Here is a 16,940-nt window from a genome sequence, read left to right as displayed (position 1 = left end):
ACCGATGCATCAACGGGAGAGCTCACCCGTGAGCAGAAACTGTTCCAGCCGAACAGAATACGGCGTCGGGTCGATGCCCTGTCCCGCGAGCCAGGCCTCGCTGTAGTACTTGTCGAGGTAGCGTTCGCCCGGGTCGCAGAGGAGGGTGACGACGCTGCCCCGGTCACCTCGGGCGAGCATGCCGGAGATGACGGCGAAGGCGGCCCAGACGCCGGTGCCGGTGGAGGCGCCGCAGCGGCGGCCGAGCAGGCGCTGCAGGAGGTGGACGGTGGCGACCGAGGCGGCGTCGGGGACGCGGATCATGCGGTCGATGGCGTGCGGGAGGAAGCTGGGTTCGATGCGCTGGCGGCCGATGCCCTCGATGCGGGATCCCTTGGCGGAGGTGGTGTTTCGGTCGAGGGTGCGCCAGCCTTCCAGGAACGCCGAGTTTTCGGGGTCGGCGACGCAGATGCCGGTGGCGCGCTGGGTGTAGTGGACGTAGCGGGCCAGGGTGGCGGAAGTGCCGCCGGTGCCCGCGGTGGCGACGATCCAGCTCGGTTCGGGGTAACGCTCCTGTTCGAGCTGGCGGAAGATCGATTCGGCGATATTGTTGTTGCCCCGCCAGTCGGTGGCGCGCTCGGCGTAGGTGAACTGGTCCATGTAGTGGCCGCCCCGTTCCCGGGCGAGCCGGGCCGCGACCTCGTACACCTCGCTGGGGTCGTCGACGAGATGGCAGGCGCCGCCGTGGAATTCGATGAGGTCGATCTTGGACCGCACGGTGGAGCGCGCCATGACGGCGATGAACGGCACGCCGATCAGCTTGGCGAAGTACGCCTCCGACACCGCGGTGGATCCGCTGGACGCCTCCACCACCGGGCGTCCGGGCCGCAGCCAGCCGTTGCACAGCGCGTACAGGAACAGTGACCGCGCCAGCCGATGCTTGAGACTGCCGGTGGGATGGGTGGATTCGTCCTTGAGGTAGAGGTCGATGCCCCATTCCGGCGGCAGCGGGATGGTGAGCAGGTGGGTGTCGGCGGAGCGGTTGCCGTCGGCCTGCACTTTGCGTACGGCCTCGCGCAGCCAGCTCCGGTACTCCGGGTCGGAGCGGTCGATGTCGGTCTCGTCGACGAGCGTGTTGTCCTGGGTCACAGCCATCTCGGTGTCCTTCTGGTTCAGGCCCGCGAAGCGGAGCAGGGCACCTTCGACGCTATCCGGCAATCGGCGTTTCCCAGTGTGACCTGGGGCGATATTTCCCAAGCATCTGTAATAGGGGGTGAAAGCTCCGCTAATGGCTCGGCGCGGTGACCCGTACGCCGAGGCCACCATCGGGGCTAGTGCGAGACGGCGGCCTCCACCAGCCGCGCGGACTCCCGCAGTCCGCCGATGACCGCGCGCACCGCCGGAACCGCCTCGAGTTTGGGCAGGGTGACCGCCAGCACCCGCCGCTCCATGGCGGGTTCCACCGGCAGCGAGCGCACCGCCCCCGGCGCCGGCACACCGGACAGCGCGAGTTCGGTGGCCAGCGCGACGCCCAGCCCCTCGGCGACCAATCCGGCGACCGCGCCCGGATTCTCGGTGGCATAGGCGATGTCCGGATGGAATCCTGCGTCCGCGCAGGCGTCGACGAGGTGTCCCCGGCACTGCGGGCAGCCCGCGATCCACGTCTCCTTCGCCAGTTCCGACAGCTGCATCGGGGTGGTGCGTGCGGTCCCCGCCAGGCGGTGCCCGGCCGGCAGCAGTGCCCGCAGCCGATCGGTGAGCAAGGTGTGCGCATTCAGCTCGGAGAGGTCGGGACTGGCTGCGCCACAGGAGCTTTCGCTGTCCGGCACCCTGCCGTGCGGATAGTCGAAGACGATCGCGATCTCGCACTCCCCCGCCCGCAGCATGGCCACCGATTCCGGCGGCTCGGCCTCGATCAGGGCGACCTTCAGCCGGGGTTCCGCGGCCTGGATACGCGCAATGGTCTTGGGCACCAGCAGATTGCACGCGCTCGGAAACGCCGCCAGCCGGACCGTCCCGGCCCGCAGTTCGGTGAGCGCCCGGATCTCGGCCTCGGCCGCGTCGAGACTGCTGAGCACGGTCGCGGCGTGCCGGGCCAGTGCCGCACCGGCCTCGGTGAGCTGCAGCTGATGGCCCGACCGGGTCACCAGCGGGGTGCCGAGCACCCGTTCCATGGCCTTGATCTGCTGGCTGATCGCGGGCTGGGTGTAGCCGAGCTGCCGGGCGGCGGCGGAGTAGGACCCGGTCCGCGCGACCGCCCTGAAGATCTTCAGCTGCCTGATCTCCAGCATGGTCCCCATCCTAGGCACACCAGGTCGTGGGGCCGGGAAAGGCGCTGGTCAGGCCGCCAGTCCGAGATTGGCCACCAGGCGGCGAACCCGGAGTTCGATCGCGTCGCGAATGCCGCGGATCTCCTCGATACCCTCGCCCGCCGGATCGGGCAGCGGCCACTGCTCGAAGCGGTGCCCGGCGATGATCGGATCGGTGTCACCGCAGCCCATGTCGATGACCACATCGGCGGCCCGCATCAGCTCATCGGCCCAGGGCTTCGGGAATTCGTCGGCGATGTCGACCCCGCGCTCGGCCATGGCGGCGACGACGAGCGGATTGACCGCAGTGTTCGGCGCCGAGCCACACGACCACGCCGACGCCCGGTCCCCGGCCAGTCGATTGAAGAATCCGAGCGCCATCTGCGAACGTCCCGCATTGTGCGTGCATACGAACACCACGGCCGGACCGGTGCGGATGGCGCGTCCCTCGACGCGGGCCAAGGCCGTCAACCGTTCTCGCGCGAACCGCTCGGCGACCCCGGCCAGTCGGGCGCGGTCGATGCCGATGGCGTCGAGGTGAGCGAAAGAGTTGTCGAGGATGCGTGTGACGGTGATGGCGTCCACCACCGTCCCGAATTCCGCCGTCAGCCGTTCCGAGGCCTCCTCCGGGAAGATCCGGTCCGCATCAGCAGCGGTGGAAGGCAGGGCGGCGCCGGATGTCTCGTTCACGATCGCTCCCTCTGCACGTTGGTCAGCCTATCCCCGTCCTCTGGTCGCCGCTGGACCGCGAAACGCCACCAGCTCGCGGTGATAGGTAACCGCTACCGGTACGCAACCATCAAACCCCGGCCCGGCACCGCTCGTCGAACGGCTTCGCGCACAGCGAACATTCGGACACAACGGGCAAGTGTGATCACGGCCATGCACCGGACATCGTGGCGAAACCGGTCACACCCGTGCACCCGCCACGCGGGCCACGTCCCTGCCGATCAGACCAGGACCGGTGTCAGCGGCCCGGTGAGCGGGTCGAAATCGTCTGCGGGCAGCCCAGTTTCGAGGTCGCCGGCCCGGCGCTCACGGCGGTACAGCCAATGCAGCAGGGCCAGTCCCAGGAATCCCACCAGCGCGGTGGCGATGCCGATCTTCCAGCCCGGCGGACGCCAGGCGACCACCAGGTCGCCGCTGCACACGCTCACGGAGCAACCGGCAGGATAGGAGCAATCAGGCAGCGGCAGAACGTGCGGAGGTAGTGGTGGCGGCGAAGGACGCGGTGGCCGCGGAGTCGGTGGACGAGATCACCGATGCCCTGCTGGGCGCGTCGCGATTGCTCGTCGCGCTCTCGGCGCGCTCGCTGGCACTGGTCGACGACTCCATCACCATCCCGCAGTTCCGCACCCTGATGATCCTCTCGACCCGGGGGCCGTCGAAGGTCGTCACACTGGCCACCGCGCTGGATGTCCAGCCCTCGAACGCGGCTCGCATGGTGGACCGGCTGGTCGGCGCGGGACTGGTGGACCGCAAACCGAATCCGGACTCCCGCCGCGAGCTCATCATCGAATTGACCGGGCACGGACGCGAAGTCGTCGACGCGGTGACCACGCACCGCGGCCGCGAGCTCGCCGCCGTCGTGGAGCAGATGCCGAAAGCCGACCGCTCCGACCTGATCCGCGCCTTGACGGCCTTCACTCGCGCCGGCGGCGAGACCCCGGCCGACCTCGATATCGACAGCTACCAACTCTGATCCGTCGGCGTCGCATTCTCTTCGGCCGCACGGAATCTCACCACGGCGGGTAAGGGTCAGGCCGCGGTGTGGGCGAAGCTGTCGCCGCTCAGTACGGGAACCGCTGCGCTGCTGTCGATCTCGACAGCGATCGCCACATCGTCGCCGAATCCGATGGCGGCCAGCTCCCGTCCGGAGGCGCAGTCACCGATCAGCGCGGGCACGTCGGGGATGCCCGAGTAGCCGGCGTGCGCGGCCATCGACTCCGGTGACAAGGGTCCGGCTCTGTGCTCCGACAGTGCCCCGATGACCGCACCGGCGCCGAGCCAGTCCTCGATCGCCGGGCGCAACACTTCCCGCCCCGGCCAGTGCTCACCGGCGGCGATCACCCCGACCGGCCGATCCCCGGTACCCCAGCCCTGCTTCACGATCCACCGGCCCACCGCCGACGCGTTCCGCAGGCAGGCCGCCACCACCGGAATCCCCTCGACGGCAGCGGAAATGGCCGACCCATTCGGCGACGGCAGCACCAGCCGTTCCGTCGCGGGCGCCCGGCGCAGTGCGGCCGGGGACAGCGACCACGGATTCGCGGCGCTCATCGCACTGCGGCCGACGGCCAGCCGGGCATCCCGGGACACCGCGAAGTCCGCTGCCGTGGAATCGCGTGCGGGATACGGGAACACCCGCGTACCGGCCTCGGCGGCGACCGACACCGCGGTCGTGAACGACAGCACATCGATCACCACGAGCACCGCACAGCCCGGCCCGAGTGCCCGCGCACCGGTCAGCCCCCACTCGAATCGCACTCCGTACCCGTCCTGCCTCGACCATGCGGGCAGCTCCGACATTCCGATTCCCCTCTCCGCGTACGCCGTCCACATGGTTTTCGCTGTGCGTCGACCACGATTTCCGGCCAGTAGGAGTGGGCATTGTCGCATGCCGGGGCGTTCGGGGCGCGATTAGCTTGCGAGGCATGGCAGAGGAGAGCAGTGGTCCAGAGGCGGGCACTGTGGGGTTGCGCTGCGAGGGCGGGAGCGGGGCGGCCGAATTGTGGCGGAAGCCAACGGATTCGGAGGCTCCCGCGGTGCGCGGGGTGCATCTGCAGTATGGCGCGGACGCGGCGCGGGAGGCGGTGGTGTCGTGGCATTCGACGCTGTCAAACGGCGATCTCTGCTACGCCGCCCTGGCGCAGGACCGGGTGCGGACCTGGAACGACTGGTTCACCAGTAATGGCCGTTCCGCACGGAATCGGCCGTGGATGCCCGCACCCGGCAATCACAAGAACGAACTCGGCAACGGCCCGATCGGATACGACGCCTTCCGAACCTATTTCACCGTCCCCGATTCTCGTGGTCATATGTCAGACCGCGTTCTCCACCGCCATCTCCGACTTCAACGGCGCCGATCTCGGCATCCGCGAGAGCTGGCTGCCCCTCTTCGATTGATACCAGCTCGACCTGGTGCTCTGCGGGCACGACCCCGTCCCTGATCAGGAACCGAGATTCGAGCACAGGAGGTGACGGCTCACCAATCCTGTTGTGGCTCAGCGCGTGCGGTTGCGGGGCCCGAGCTGGTCGCGGAATTGGCCTGGGGTGAGCCCGGTTTCCTCGCGGAAAGCCCGATAGAAGTGGCGGTCCGTCGCGAAACCGGACGCGGCGGCGACGGCGGCCAGGGATCGGGAGGGGTCGGCGCGGATGAGGCGGCGGGCATGGGCGATCCGGGTGCGGCGGACGATCCCGCCCGGCTCGCCGAACCCCTCGCAGACCCGGTACAGCGTGCGCCGCGAGATCAGGCAGGCATGCGCGATCTCGTCGACCGTGAGGTCCGGGTTCGTGAAGTTCTTGCGGATGTAGGCCAGCACCTGCTGCCGCGTGTAGAGCGAATCCGATGGGCCGGGCGAACTTTCGCCGTTCGCCAGCAGCAACGCCGACGCCATCATGCCGGCGGCGTCACTGCCGAACACGGTGACCGCACGCGCGATGTCGTCGGGCGGTAGGTCGGCCAGATTGCGGAAGAAGCCGGCGACCACGCCCAGCGCCCCCGTGGCGGGGACGGCGGTGGCGGTGGGTAGCTGGTCGCGGGTGAGGCCGGAGTGCTCGAGCACCAGCTGCAGCGGGGCGCGTACCAGCGTCGACAGGCAATTGTCGGTGGTGCGGCTCTCCAGCGGCACGCCGCTGTCGAAGAACGAGATGGTGCCGGGCTCGCATTCGGCCGTCTGGCCGCGCTGCTCGGTCCAATTCGTTCCTTCGAGCACGATATTCACCAGTAAGAACTCACCGGTCGACTGCGCCACCATCTTTTTTGTCCGCAATGCCCGTTGCGCGCTGGCCTGCATGCGCGACACCGCGAATCCGTCGAATTGAGTTGTGGCAACTTGTCCGTGCCAGTGACCTGTGCGCAATGGCTCGATCACCGACGGTGCGACCGCATCCGCCATCAGGGCTTCCCACTGCTCGAACGCCTGACGTGGCGAAAGGGTCGAGGACGACGAGATCTCGACAGCGCCGAAAACGGCTTGCTCCACGTCGGTAATCTTCCCACCACATATCGCTCAGCAACCACGTTTCGAACGAGTTCCGTCCGTGGTTGGTGACCAAGGTCCCCACCATGGCCTCACCGTAGCGGTGAACCGCTCATGAGCAGGGCGGTCAATGTATACAGACGCTCGATTCTAAGCGGCGATCCAAGATCTTTGTAGTGCCACAATGGGGTTCGCGTCGAATCGGCCGTCCCGGCGTCATAGCAATCGGCAAGGAAAATGTGAGACCGGCGCAATGCAAGGGCCACCGAACGCTCGGCCGACGGGTTCACACAGACGCACAGCGCGTGCACCGCGCAGGCCGTCTCCTCCGTGGTGGGATGCCACACGCCCCAGGATCCGCCCGGCCGCTGGGTCGCGAGCAACCAGGCGATCGCCCGGGATACCGCCAGCAAGGCGTCGGCGGAGAACTCCGATGCGATCGCGCGAACCAGCGCCATGGCCGCGGCGGCGGTCGGCGGATACGGCGAGGCGACCGTCCGGTCGTCCCAATGACCGTCCAGTTCTTGCGTTTCGACGAGCAGGCGCACCGCGGCGACCTGTCTGTCACGGTACGAATCGTGCCCCGCCCGCCGCGCCACCGTGGTCAGTACCCCGAGGAGGTGTGCGGTGACCAGTGGCGATTCCGCGCCGGAAAAACGCAGCAGCCAGCGGGGATCCACCGGATCGTCCCAGGAGTTGAGGGTGAAGACCGCCGTCGCCGTGTCGTCCGCGTCCGGGGGCAGGCCGGGGGCGACCGCCATGCACTCCGCACCGAGGGCCGATCGCAGCGAGGCGCTCAACAATGCGGTGAACCCGGGCGGCAACGGGAAGCCGAGGCGTGCGAAAAGCGCTGCCGCCGTCGCCCGTTCGAAGTTGACCACGGGCGCGAGCACCGGCCACAGGCCCTGCCGGCGGACGCCTTCGCGGCGGAGATACCGCTCGGCTCCGGCGAATTCGGCGCCGCGCCACCCGAGGGCCGTCGCGGTGAGCACCGGCGACTGGGCAGTCGTTCTGGAAGAAAGACTTCCGGATCCGTGAAGAGGAACTCGCTCCCCCGCCGTGCCGCGCCGCGCACCCACTCGCGATCGATCGGCGCGTCCGGCGCGAGCCCCCGCAGCGCGCACACCACCGCCAGCGTGGGCAGCACCCGATACCGCGCCGGGGCGTGCGGACTCCCCCAGCTGCCGTCGCCGTTCTGGGTGCGCGCCAACGCATTCAGCCCCGGCCGCGCCAGCGTCGCGGGCAGCACTCGGGGTGTTTGCCACAGCCGTCCGACCACGCCGGCCGTAGCGTAGGGCGACCCGCTGATCATGCCGTCGGGGTCCTCGTCTACGACCCTGATCAACTGCCACAACGACATCAGGGCGTGCTTGCGGACCGCGGCGGTGGATTCCTCGTACACGATGACTCGCAGGGGTTTGCGGACCAGACGGGAACCCCTTCACCGTACCTCCGGCAGCTGTCGCGCGGCCGTCTGCGGTCCCGGCGAAATTGGTTGCCGCTCTGCGGATCTTGCGAATCCGCGAATATCTGCCCGAAATGTCGGTTACGCTGATCGCCGGAGGGATCCCGCCTCCACCCGAGTGAACCCAGGTGTTACCGATGAACGAACAGGACTTGCGGCACCTGGAGATCCCGCTTCCGTTCCCGCCGCAACGGCATTCGATGAGCGATCGAGCGCAGGAAAGAGTTCAGATCTGGGCACAGCGTTTCGGATTGCTCCAGGACGAGGCGGCGGCCCGCAAGTTCGAATCGCTCGGGTACGCGCGATTCTCGGCGTATTGGTGCCCCACCTCGTCTTTCGCCGACATGCTCCTGGTCGCCGAATGGATTACCGTATTCTTCGTCTTCGACGATCTGCAGGATCTGGCCATCACCACGGGCCGGCTCGACGACTACGACCGCCTCCGGCACGCCGCATTGCAGGTGGTGCACGAGCGCGGGGTCGCGGGTCCGGTGCCGCCCGTCATCGCAGCTCTGTCCAATCTCTGCACCCGTACCTTCCCGCGTAATTCCGAGGCCTGGGCGCGCCGATTCGCATTGAATCTGGAATTGTGGCTGGTCGGTCACGCGCGCGAGAATGCATTTCGTCAGGCGGGCAAGTCGCCGAGTCCGGAAGAATATCCGCGACTACGCCGGGACGCGTGCACGGTATTGCCGACGGTCGATTTGGCGGAGGTGATCGAGCACACCGAAATTCCCGACGCCCTGTATTACGGTCCCGCGTATCAGGAGATAATCGCCACCACCGCCGATATCATGTGCCTGATCAATGATCTGCATTCGCTGGCAATCGAAACCGATTCCGAGGACACCATCAATCTGGTGACGACTCTGCAGCATCATCTGGGAATGGAACTGCCGCAGGCGGTCACGGAAGTCCGCCGTTCGATAGACGTCCGGATCGCCGACAATCAGGCCGCGGCCCAGGCAATTACGGCAGAAATGGATGCGCTGCAGCTGCCGCCGAGAATCCGCAATGGCGTCCGCCGCTGCATTCGCGACTGCCAGTCCGCCATAGCCGGAATGGAACTGTGGGATCGTACCGACACGCTGCGATTCACACCGGACGCGGATCTGCGTGATGCCCGGAACATCGACTACGGCAACGGTTTCCTCGATCGGGTGTGATCGCCGGAGTCCGCGCTAGGGGGATTCGCGGAGGGTGTAGCCGACGCCGCGCACGGTGTGGATGAGCGGCGGGTGGCCGGTGTCGATCCTGCGGCGCAGCTGGCTGACGAAGGTCTCCACCACCCGGTCGGCGCGGCCCTCCTCGGCCTGCCAGACGCGATCGAGGATCTGGCGCTTGCTCACCACCTTGCCCGCATTGAGCATCAGGTAGTGCAGCAGCTTGAATTCCGTTGCGGACAGCCAGATCTGTTCACCGGCGCGGAACACCAGGTGGGTGCCGGCGTCGAGTTCCAGGTCGGTGAAGCGCAGCCGGCCGGGTCCGTCCTCGTCGCCGGGCCGGGTCCGGCGCAGGATCGCGTGCAACCGCAGGACCACCTCTTCGAGGCTGAAGGGCTTGCTCACATAGTCGTCGCCGCCGGCGCTGAGTCCGGCGATGCGGTCCTCGACGGCGTCGCGGGCGGTCAGGAAGAGCACCGGCACTTCGCTGCCGGCCGCACGCAGCCGCCGGGCGACGGTGAATCCGTCCAGGTCCGGCAGCATGACATCGAGGACCATGACATCGGGTCGCCGCCGGGTCGCCGCCTCCAGCGCGCCGCGCCCGGTGTCGGCCGAGTACACCTCGAACCCGCTCAGCCGCAGCGCGGAACAGAGCAGGTCCAGAATGTAGGGCTCATCGTCGACGACCAGCACGGTCGCCGCCCCCGCCGGGGCGCGATCGCTCACGCTCGCCACCCTATGCGCACCCGCGTCCCACACCGATTCATACCGGTCATCCTGGTTGCGGCCACCACCGCTCGAGCTCGGCGTCAGCTGGGCGTTTCCTGTGAACCCCGGCCGGTGGCGCCGGGCGTGTCCGATATCGGGAACACGATCCGGAACGTGGTGCCGGAGCCCGCGCCCGTGAGCAGCTGGATCCGTGCGCCGTGCCCGGTCAGCACGGCCGCGACGATCGCCAGGCCGAGGCCGGAACCACCAGCGCGCGAACGGGATTCGTCCACCCGGTAGAAGCGATCGAACACGTGCTCAGCCTTCTCCAGCGGGATGCCGGGCCCGGTGTCCGACACCTCGGCGATCACGGCCACAGCGCCCGCGGGCAGTTCCGCCCCGGCCGCCGCGACCACCCCGGTGCCGCGCGGCTCGACACCGGCCGTCCCGGTCCGGGGCGACTCTGCGCGGCCGTCCACCGTCTCGGCGGGCACTGCCCACCGGATCCGGACATCGATCTCCGCCGCGGCGGGAGTGTGCACGAGCGCGTTGCCGACCAGGTTGGTCAGCACCTGACGGAGCCGGTGCTCGTCGCCGACGACGTGGACGGGTTCGTCCGGAAGACGCAGCCGCACAACGCGTTCCGGCTGCCGGACCCGTGCGTCCCGCACCACCTCGTCGGCGACGGTGGACAGGTTCACGTCGGTCAGATCCAGCGGGCGCTGTTCGTCGAGCCGCGCGAGCAGCAGCAGATCGTCGACGAGCACACCCATGCGCGCGGCCTCGTCCTCGATGCGTCGCATCATGGTGGCGACCTGGGCCGGGTCCGCGCCGCCGCCCATCCGGTACAGCTCGGCGTAGCCGCGGATCGAGGTCAGCGGAGTGCGCAGTTCGTGCGAGGCGTCGGCGACGAAGAGCCGCATGCGCGACTCGGATTCCTCGAGCCGCCGCATGGTGGTGGACAACCGCTCGAGCATCACATTGAAGGCGGTCCCCAGGCGCCCGACCTCGGTATGGATGTCCGCGTGTTCGACTCGGCGATCCAGATCACCGGCCGCGATGGCCTCGGCGGTGTGCTCGATGCGCGACAGCGGCCGCAATCCGACGCGCACCAGCCAGGCCGCCACGCCGCCCAGCGCCAGGATCAGTCCCGCGCCCGCCATCAATTCGATGGTCCGCAGCTCGCGGGCCGTCGCGTAATAACCGTCCAGCGGCATGACGACCGCGGCCGTCCCGCCGTCCGGCTGGTCTTCGTTGGGCGGTTGCGCGACTGTGCGCACCCGCCACGGTGTCCCGTGCGAGTCGTCGACCTCGAAGATCTTGCTCCCGCGCGCCTCGACCGCGGATCGGTCCATCGCGGGCAGGGCCAGATCGTTCGCGCCGACCCCGATCTGCCCGACCGGCTGCCCAGCACTGTCGAAGAACTGGATCTGGAACGTCGACGGCAATCCCTGCACCGTCGAGGTGGACCGCGGCGGCGGAGGCGGATGGCTCTGGGCGGCCATATCCACCGCCACCGAATTCAACTGCCCATCGATCCGCGCCAGTTCCGACCGTCCCAGCGCCGCCACACTCAGCACCCCGAACGCCGTCAGCCCCACCACCGCGATCACCACGACCGCCACCAGCAGCCGCGTCCGCAGGGTCCACCGCCGCAAACCCCGAGCCCGTCGCGCCGCATCACCCCCTACGCGCGCCGCGCGGGCCGGTAGATCACTCACGCCACCCACCTAAACACAGCCCAGCCCCGCTCCGGCGGACCCCCGCCCCAGCACCCTCCGGCTCCCGGACCACCACGAACTCCTTCCACCGCCCCGCAACGGCCGGACCGACCCGACCGTATCCGCCCGACCTCTGGCCAACTCGAGAACCACCGCTCGGCCCGCGGCCGGGACCTGGAGCATGCCTGGACACCGGGCACATCGCAGTCGACGAATATCTCGCGCATGGCGACCGCACGCCGCAGCACGGTCTGTCAGGCAGCCGCGATGCAGAAGCCCTCACGGACTGCGGTGGCCGCGCGCGGCCGCGGTGTTTGCCTGGCAGACTTCTGCTGCACGTCGGCAGTCAGGCCGCCACCCTGGATCACGAAGTTCGGGATCACAGCGGAGGCGCAGGGTGCTCACGCGGCATTGCCAGCTGGTTCCCAGGTTCGCGCCACATTCCCCCGAGGGCGGTCGATCAGGATCGGCCTCGAGAACCGCGCCGGAGCAACGGCATCGCGGTGAATGAAGGGACGTGGATATGACATCGACGACGCAGCGGCCGGGGGTGGCCGGGGCGCACCGGCTGACCGAGCGCCGCGGATCGGATCGTGAGAACTGGTTCGGGCGAGTGTTTTTCGGGCCTCCGGAGCAACCGCGGTGGGCGCGGGCAGGTCTGCTCGGTCTGCTGGCCGTGACCGCGGTGCTGTATCTGTGGGACCTCACGAACTCGGGGTGGGCCAACGAGTACTACTCGGCGGCCGCGCAGGCCGGGTCGCAGAGTTGGAAGGCGTTGCTGTTCGGGTCGTTCGACGCGGGCAATGCCATCACCGTGGACAAGCCGCCGGCGGCGCTGTGGGTGCTGGGGTTGTCCGGCAGACTGCTCGGCTTCTCCCAGTGGTCGGTCCTGCTGCCGCAGGCGCTGATGGGCGTCGCCTCGACGGGTCTGCTGGTCGCGACAGTGCGCCGGCTCAGCGGACCGGGCGCGGGCCTGGCGGCCGGGGCGATCGCCGCGCTGACCCCGGTGGCCGCGCTCATCTTCCGATTCAACAATCCGGACGCACTGTTGGTCCTGCTGCTGGTCGCGGCCGCCTACTGCACGGTCCGCGCGATCACGGCCACCGGGGACCGTCTGCTCTCCGCGCCGACGCTCTGGCTGGTATCGGCCGGTGTCGCAGTCGGTTTCGGCTTCCTCACCAAGATGATGCAGGCGTTCCTCATCCTGCCCGGACTCGCCCTGGCGTATCTGATCGCGGCCAACGCGCCACTGCGGCAGCGGATCTGGAGCCTGATCCTGGCCGGCTTCGCCGTGGTGGTCTCGGCGGGCTGGTACATCGCGCTGGTGGAGCTGTGGCCAGCGGATTCGCGGCCGTACATCGGCGGTTCCACCACCAACAGCCTCTGGCAGCTGGCGGTCGACTACAACGGCCTGGGCCGGATCTTCGGCGGCCACGGCAACCCGGGCTCCGGCGGGGGCGAGTTCGACCTGCCGGAGGGCATGCACGGCGCCCCCGGCTTCAGCGGTGCCAATGGCATTACCCGCCTGTTCAATTCGGCGATGGGCGCGGAGATCTCCTGGCTGCTGCCCGCCGCGCTGATCGGGCTCGTCACCGGGCTCTGGCTCACCCGCCGCGCCCCGCGCACGGACCGCACCCGGGCGGCCTTCATCCTGTGGGGCGGCTGGCTGCTGGTCACGGGACTGACCTTCTCGTACATGAGCGGCATCGTGCACCCCTATTACACGGTCGCCCTGGCCCCGGCCATCGGCGCGCTGGTCGCCCTGTCGGTGCGTGAATTGCGGTCCCGGGCAGGGCATCCCGCCGCGCGTCTGACGCTCGCGGCCATGGCCGCCGTCACCGGCGCCTGGTCCTTCGTCCTGCTGCACCGCACTCCCGACTGGCTGCCGTGGCTGCGCTGGACGATCCTTGCCGGGTCGGTCCTGGTCGCACTGGCCCTGGTCGCGGGCACCCGGGGCTCCCGCCGCTACGCCGTCGCACTGGCCACCGCCGGCCTGCTGTTCGGGCTGGGCGGCGCCGGAGCGTGGGCGATCGCGACCGCTGGTCAGGGCCACCGCGGTGGCAGTCCGAACTCGGGGCCCACCAGCCGGCCCTTCGGAGCGATGCCCGCGGGCGGTCCAGGCTCCGGCGTGGACGCTCCCGGCCAGTCGCCGATCGAAGACTCCGGCCAACGGCCCGAAGGCTTTCCGAGTGGCGGCCCCAGTGACGCGTCGGCCGCGCCGGGCGAGCACGGACCGGGTTCCGATACCGGGAACAATGCCGAACTGGTCAGCCTGCTCGCGCACACCGATGGACGCTGGTCGGCCGCGTCGGTCGGCTCGATGTCGGCGGCGACGCTCGCCCTGAAGTCCGGCACCTCGGTCATGGCCATCGGTGGCTTCTCCGGCGGCGACAACTCTCCCACCCTCGAGCAGTTCCAGCAGTATGTGTCGACCGGTCAGGTCCGGTACTTCCTGGAGGGCTTCGCCATGGGCGGTTCGAATTCCACCGCCGCCCAGATCACCGAGTGGGTGAAGTCCCACTTCGCCACCGTCACCGTGGGCGGAACCACCGTCTACGACCTGTCCCAGCCGGTGAGTGCGTGAGCCACGAACAGCTGCGCCGGCCCCGTCCGGGGCCGGCGATCGAGCTCTATTTCGCCTCGGCCGCCAACAATCTCGTGATCGACCGCTGGACCCAGCCGCAGGGGGTGCAATCGAACTGATCGGACCGGCGGTCAGATCAGCGCCCTGTGCCGGTGTATGCGCCGGCGCACGTCGGCCATCATGGTGCGGGTGCCCATGGTGCGCAGGAACTTCGGGATGAAGCGGTTGACGAAGCCGACGAACAGGAACAGGTGCTCGAAGCGGCGTTGGTCGGCGGCCGTCCACTCCACACCGAGTTGCTCGCGGAAGTACGGCGGCAGGTAGCCGACGGTCAGGAAGCGCAGCAGTCCGCCGAAGATGACCCGGAGATACCAGTGGATCATGCGGAGGTGCAGTAGGTCCTCGATGAAGCGGCGGATCTTGTCGTCGGCGGCCACCTGACGGCACGCCTCGACCCAGTATTCGTCGAACTCGGCGCGGGTCCCGGGCCACATCTCCTCGGTCACCTGCAGCGTGGTGCCCAGGGGCGCGGCGGTGGAGTAGAACGCCTCCGCCTGGTCGGGACTCATCCGACCGTTGAGCAGCTGGTAGGAGTCCTCGAACCCGATGTAGAGGCAGGCCGCGACCCACATCTGCAGGTCGCGGTCGAAGGCGTTGTACTTCACCGCCGCACCGGGTTCCGACTTCACCTGGCGGTGCGCCACATTGACCGCTTCCCGGAAGGCGATCTTCTCCTCGGGCGTGCCCAGGATGGCCACCGCCAGATAGGAGGCCGTGGTGCGCAACCGCTTCCAGGGATGCACCATGAGCGCGCCGGATTCCACCCTACTGTCGGCCACCCCGTGGCCGACGCCGGGTCGCGCCATCTGCATGGCGACATTCGCGGCGGCCCCCGAGAACTGCCAGAAGTCCATCGCGTCTTCGAGTTTCGGCGGCCGTTTGGTGTCCGGGCGGTGCACGCCAGGGATGTGGATGCGCGTCTGCTCCAGGGTCAGGCTCGCCGCGACTCCCGCAGCCGGTGCGGACGCCACCGAGATCCGCCGGACCCGGGGTCTGCCCCTCTCCCCTGTCGGATCCGGATTCGACTGTGCCTCATCATCATTCCAGCCGGACGGCTGCGCTGCCCCGGTCGTCATATGGGTTCCCTCTCTCCGTGGTGGTCACGGCACACCCGACCCCTGCCTGCATCGGACACTCCTCGCCGAACCTGCGCCGAGCACCCCGGCACGGCTGCTATGTTACTGACTATTCTCGTTCTCAGACGATCGTTTGGCGTAGGAATTTCAAATAACTTAGATACTCGGATCCGACAGTAACGATCCAGCACCGGCGTTAATGCAGAGGATATTGAGCGAAAAAGATCATCGGAACCGCTTCCACTTCTCAGAATCGTCAGTAACATACGTTGCTGCGGGCAGCTCTCGCGAAGCGGCCCGGGGCGCACCGGCATCGGGGACAGCGCGGCACCGGCAATGAGGCACGCACCGCGCCCGAGGCCGCAGGGAAGCGAAAGGACATACGCGACATGCTGAAACGATTGGATCGGCTACTCAGCTACGAGATGAAGGTGTCGGAGTTCCTGGGGACCCTCATCATTCTCGGCATCCCCTACGGGCTGGTCGGGGTGATCTGGACCCTGACCCACACCTCGCATCTGAAGCAGCTGCACGGCATCGACGTGATCATCTCGTTCCTGGGATCCATCGTGTGCTGGCCTGTGCTCACCTTCTCGAATGTGTGCATGACGTAGATGATGGCGCTGGTCTGGCTCATCGACATCCTGGTGATCGGCATCAAGATCCTCGGTGGGCGTATGGAAGTCAATCCCGTGCTGCGCTTCGGGCTGTGGGTGGCCGTGCTGTGCACCGTGGCCGCGGGCCTCTCGGTGGCCGGTTATCTGCTGGTCCTGCTGCAGCGCTATCTCGAGGACATAGCCTGATGACGACACTCGAAAAGCCTTCCACCGCACCGGATGCCGAACCCACCGAGCTCGAGCGGATCGGTGAGAGCGTGCGGGGGCTGTGGCGGCGGCATCCGCAGCGTTCGCTGGAAACCCTTGGGCGACAGGTCGATCTGGGCCGCGACGCGCTGCGGCAGCTGGTGGTGTCGATCCTGCGACGGCGGTTCCCGTATCAGGAGTTCATCAAGCAGTGCGCGTTCATGACGAGCGTGTCGGCCGCACCGACGGTGCTGGTGGCCATTCCGATCTCGGTGGTGGTGTCGATTCAGCTGGGCGCGCTGGTCAACCAGGTCGGCGCGACCACGTTCATCGGCGCGGTGGCCGGGCTCGGCATCATCCGTCAGGGCGCGCCGCTGGTCACCTCGCTGATGATCGCGGGCGCGGTCGGGTCGGCCATCACCGCCGACCTGGGCTCGCGAACCATTCGCGAGGAGATCGACGCCATGATGGTCATGGGCGTGGACCCGGTCCGGCGGCTGGTCGCGCCGCGTATCGCGGCCGCGGTGCTGGTGAGCATGCTGCTGTGCGGGTTCATCGTCTTCGTCGGCTTCGCCACCGCCTACATGTTCAACGTCTACGCCCAGTCGGGGACGCCGGGTTCGTTCATCGGCTCGTTCGCGTCCTTCGCGGTGGCCAATGATCTGGTCATCGCGGTGCTGAAGGCGGCCGTCTTCGGCCTGCTGACCGCGGTGATCGCCTGCGATATCAGCCTGCACGCGCACGGCGGCCCCGGCGGGGTGGCCAATGCGGTGAACTCGGCGGTGGTGAGCTCGGCGCTCATGCTGTTCGCCACCAATATCGTGCTCACCCAGCTCTACAACACGCTGCTGCCGTCGAAGGTGGTGTGAG

General features: G+C 68.4%; 18 protein-coding genes and 1 pseudogene. 9 read left to right on the top strand and 10 right to left on the bottom strand.

Translation table 11 applies throughout. From position 1 onward, the window contains the following. Positions 1-9 precede the first annotated feature (9 nt). The 4 genes from ACFXHE_RS32135 to ACFXHE_RS32120 form a co-directional block, all read right to left on the bottom strand. Entirely contained in the window at positions 10-1,134 is a 1,125-nt protein-coding gene (locus ACFXHE_RS32135; protein ID WP_379388291.1) for a PLP-dependent cysteine synthase family protein, read from the bottom strand. Positions 1,135-1,310: 176 nt separating this feature from the next. Then, a complete protein-coding gene (locus ACFXHE_RS32130) occupies positions 1,311-2,270 on the bottom strand; it encodes a LysR family transcriptional regulator (protein WP_379388289.1) in 960 nt (319 codons plus the stop codon). 48 nt (positions 2,271-2,318) lie between these two features. Then, a complete protein-coding gene (locus ACFXHE_RS32125) occupies positions 2,319-2,978 on the bottom strand; it encodes an arsenate reductase ArsC (protein WP_379388287.1) in 660 nt (219 codons plus the stop codon). Positions 2,979-3,238: 260 nt separating this feature from the next. Further along, the gene (locus ACFXHE_RS32120; protein WP_379388286.1) at positions 3,239-3,445 is read right to left on the bottom strand and encodes a hypothetical protein; all 207 of its coding nucleotides are present in this window, start codon (positions 3,443-3,445) and stop codon (positions 3,239-3,241) included. A 56-nt stretch (positions 3,446-3,501) separates the two neighbouring features. On the opposite strand from ACFXHE_RS32120, the gene ACFXHE_RS32115 reads away from it, so the two are divergent. Then, entirely contained in the window at positions 3,502-3,990 is a 489-nt protein-coding gene (locus ACFXHE_RS32115; RefSeq protein WP_379388284.1) for a MarR family winged helix-turn-helix transcriptional regulator, read from the top strand. A gap of 56 nt (positions 3,991-4,046) precedes the next feature. Here ACFXHE_RS32115 and ACFXHE_RS32110 read toward each other — a convergent pair whose 3' ends face one another. Beyond that, positions 4,047-4,817, bottom strand: coding sequence for a 2-phosphosulfolactate phosphatase (locus tag ACFXHE_RS32110; protein WP_379388283.1), 771 nt, complete (start codon positions 4,815-4,817; stop codon positions 4,047-4,049). A gap of 305 nt (positions 4,818-5,122) precedes the next feature. Here ACFXHE_RS32110 and ACFXHE_RS32105 point away from each other — a divergent pair. Further along, positions 5,123-5,411 (top strand): annotated as a pseudogene (locus ACFXHE_RS32105) (hypothetical protein); the annotation flags it as partial. 101 nt (positions 5,412-5,512) lie between these two features. Here the strand turns inward: ACFXHE_RS32105 and ACFXHE_RS32100 are convergent. Together ACFXHE_RS32100 and ACFXHE_RS32095 are read right to left on the bottom strand one after the other, a co-directional pair. Next, complete coding sequence (locus ACFXHE_RS32100; protein WP_379388281.1) at positions 5,513-6,493, bottom strand: AraC family transcriptional regulator; 981 nt, start codon at positions 6,491-6,493, stop codon at positions 5,513-5,515. A gap of 89 nt (positions 6,494-6,582) precedes the next feature. After that, a complete protein-coding gene (locus ACFXHE_RS32095) occupies positions 6,583-7,482 on the bottom strand; it encodes a hypothetical protein (protein ID WP_379388280.1) in 900 nt (299 codons plus the stop codon). 42 nt (positions 7,483-7,524) lie between these two features. On the opposite strand from ACFXHE_RS32095, the gene ACFXHE_RS32090 reads away from it, so the two are divergent. Together ACFXHE_RS32090 and ACFXHE_RS32085 are read left to right on the top strand one after the other, a co-directional pair. Then, positions 7,525-7,785, top strand: coding sequence for a hypothetical protein (locus tag ACFXHE_RS32090; RefSeq protein WP_379388279.1), 261 nt, complete (start codon positions 7,525-7,527; stop codon positions 7,783-7,785). Positions 7,786-8,092: 307 nt separating this feature from the next. Further along, positions 8,093-9,121 (top strand): hypothetical protein, encoded by a 1,029-nt coding sequence (locus tag ACFXHE_RS32085; RefSeq protein ID WP_379388277.1) that lies wholly within the window; start codon positions 8,093-8,095, stop codon positions 9,119-9,121. A gap of 15 nt (positions 9,122-9,136) precedes the next feature. Here the strand turns inward: ACFXHE_RS32085 and ACFXHE_RS32080 are convergent, their stop codons facing one another. Next, a complete protein-coding gene (locus ACFXHE_RS32080) occupies positions 9,137-9,844 on the bottom strand; it encodes a response regulator transcription factor (RefSeq protein ID WP_379388275.1) in 708 nt (235 codons plus the stop codon). An 83-nt stretch (positions 9,845-9,927) separates the two neighbouring features. After that, complete coding sequence (locus ACFXHE_RS32075) at positions 9,928-11,547, bottom strand: sensor histidine kinase (protein WP_379388274.1); 1,620 nt, start codon at positions 11,545-11,547, stop codon at positions 9,928-9,930. A 523-nt stretch (positions 11,548-12,070) separates the two neighbouring features. Here ACFXHE_RS32075 and ACFXHE_RS32070 point away from each other — a divergent pair. Both ACFXHE_RS32070 and ACFXHE_RS32065 read left to right on the top strand, forming a co-directional pair. Continuing rightward, positions 12,071-14,131, top strand: coding sequence for an ArnT family glycosyltransferase (locus tag ACFXHE_RS32070; protein ID WP_379388273.1), 2,061 nt, complete (start codon positions 12,071-12,073; stop codon positions 14,129-14,131). Next, complete coding sequence (locus ACFXHE_RS32065) at positions 14,128-14,250, top strand: hypothetical protein (RefSeq protein WP_379388271.1); 123 nt, start codon at positions 14,128-14,130, stop codon at positions 14,248-14,250. The genes ACFXHE_RS32070 and ACFXHE_RS32065 overlap by 4 nt, the downstream gene beginning before the upstream one ends. A gap of 12 nt (positions 14,251-14,262) precedes the next feature. Here ACFXHE_RS32065 and ACFXHE_RS32060 read toward each other — a convergent pair whose 3' ends face one another. After that, positions 14,263-15,162, bottom strand: coding sequence for an oxygenase MpaB family protein (locus tag ACFXHE_RS32060; protein WP_379388270.1), 900 nt, complete (start codon positions 15,160-15,162; stop codon positions 14,263-14,265). Positions 15,163-15,656: 494 nt separating this feature from the next. Here ACFXHE_RS32060 and ACFXHE_RS32055 point away from each other — a divergent pair, with 494 nt between their 5' ends. Genes ACFXHE_RS32055 through ACFXHE_RS32045 form a run of 3 tightly spaced genes read left to right on the top strand, consistent with a single transcriptional unit; the run spans position 15,657 to position 16,939 of the window. Then, complete coding sequence (locus ACFXHE_RS32055; RefSeq protein WP_354845474.1) at positions 15,657-15,881, top strand: hypothetical protein; 225 nt, start codon at positions 15,657-15,659, stop codon at positions 15,879-15,881. Beyond that, positions 15,882-16,070 (top strand): hypothetical protein, encoded by a 189-nt coding sequence (locus ACFXHE_RS32050; protein WP_379388269.1) that lies wholly within the window; start codon positions 15,882-15,884, stop codon positions 16,068-16,070. Beyond that, positions 16,070-16,939, top strand: a complete 870-nt coding sequence (locus ACFXHE_RS32045; RefSeq protein WP_379388267.1) for an MlaE family ABC transporter permease — start codon at positions 16,070-16,072, stop codon at positions 16,937-16,939. Before ACFXHE_RS32050 ends, ACFXHE_RS32045 begins: the two co-directional genes overlap by 1 nt. The last annotated feature ends 1 nt before the right edge of the window (position 16,940 follow it).

The sequence above is a fragment of the Nocardia sp. NPDC059229 genome (genome assembly GCF_042754165.1).
Taxonomy (GTDB): domain Bacteria; phylum Actinomycetota; class Actinomycetes; order Mycobacteriales; family Mycobacteriaceae; genus Nocardia.
Note: the sequence above shows the minus strand (reverse complement) of the source record. Positions and strands in the feature narration are given on the sequence as shown.

Coding starts and splice junctions, on each gene's coding strand:
- ACFXHE_RS32135 (WP_379388291.1), bottom strand. CDS start 1,134: ATGGCTGTGACCCAGGACAACACGCTCGTCGACGAGACCGACATCGAC.
- ACFXHE_RS32130 (WP_379388289.1), bottom strand. CDS start 2,270: ATGCTGGAGATCAGGCAGCTGAAGATCTTCAGGGCGGTCGCGCGGACC.
- ACFXHE_RS32110 (WP_379388283.1), bottom strand. CDS start 4,817: ATGTCGGAGCTGCCCGCATGGTCGAGGCAGGACGGGTACGGAGTGCGA.
- ACFXHE_RS32085 (WP_379388277.1), top strand. CDS start 8,093: ATGAACGAACAGGACTTGCGGCACCTGGAGATCCCGCTTCCGTTCCCG.
- ACFXHE_RS32070 (WP_379388273.1), top strand. CDS start 12,071: ATGACATCGACGACGCAGCGGCCGGGGGTGGCCGGGGCGCACCGGCTG.
- ACFXHE_RS32055 (WP_354845474.1), top strand. CDS start 15,657: ATGCTGAAACGATTGGATCGGCTACTCAGCTACGAGATGAAGGTGTCG.
- ACFXHE_RS32050 (WP_379388269.1), top strand. CDS start 15,882: ATGATGGCGCTGGTCTGGCTCATCGACATCCTGGTGATCGGCATCAAG.
- ACFXHE_RS32045 (WP_379388267.1), top strand. CDS start 16,070: ATGACGACACTCGAAAAGCCTTCCACCGCACCGGATGCCGAACCCACC.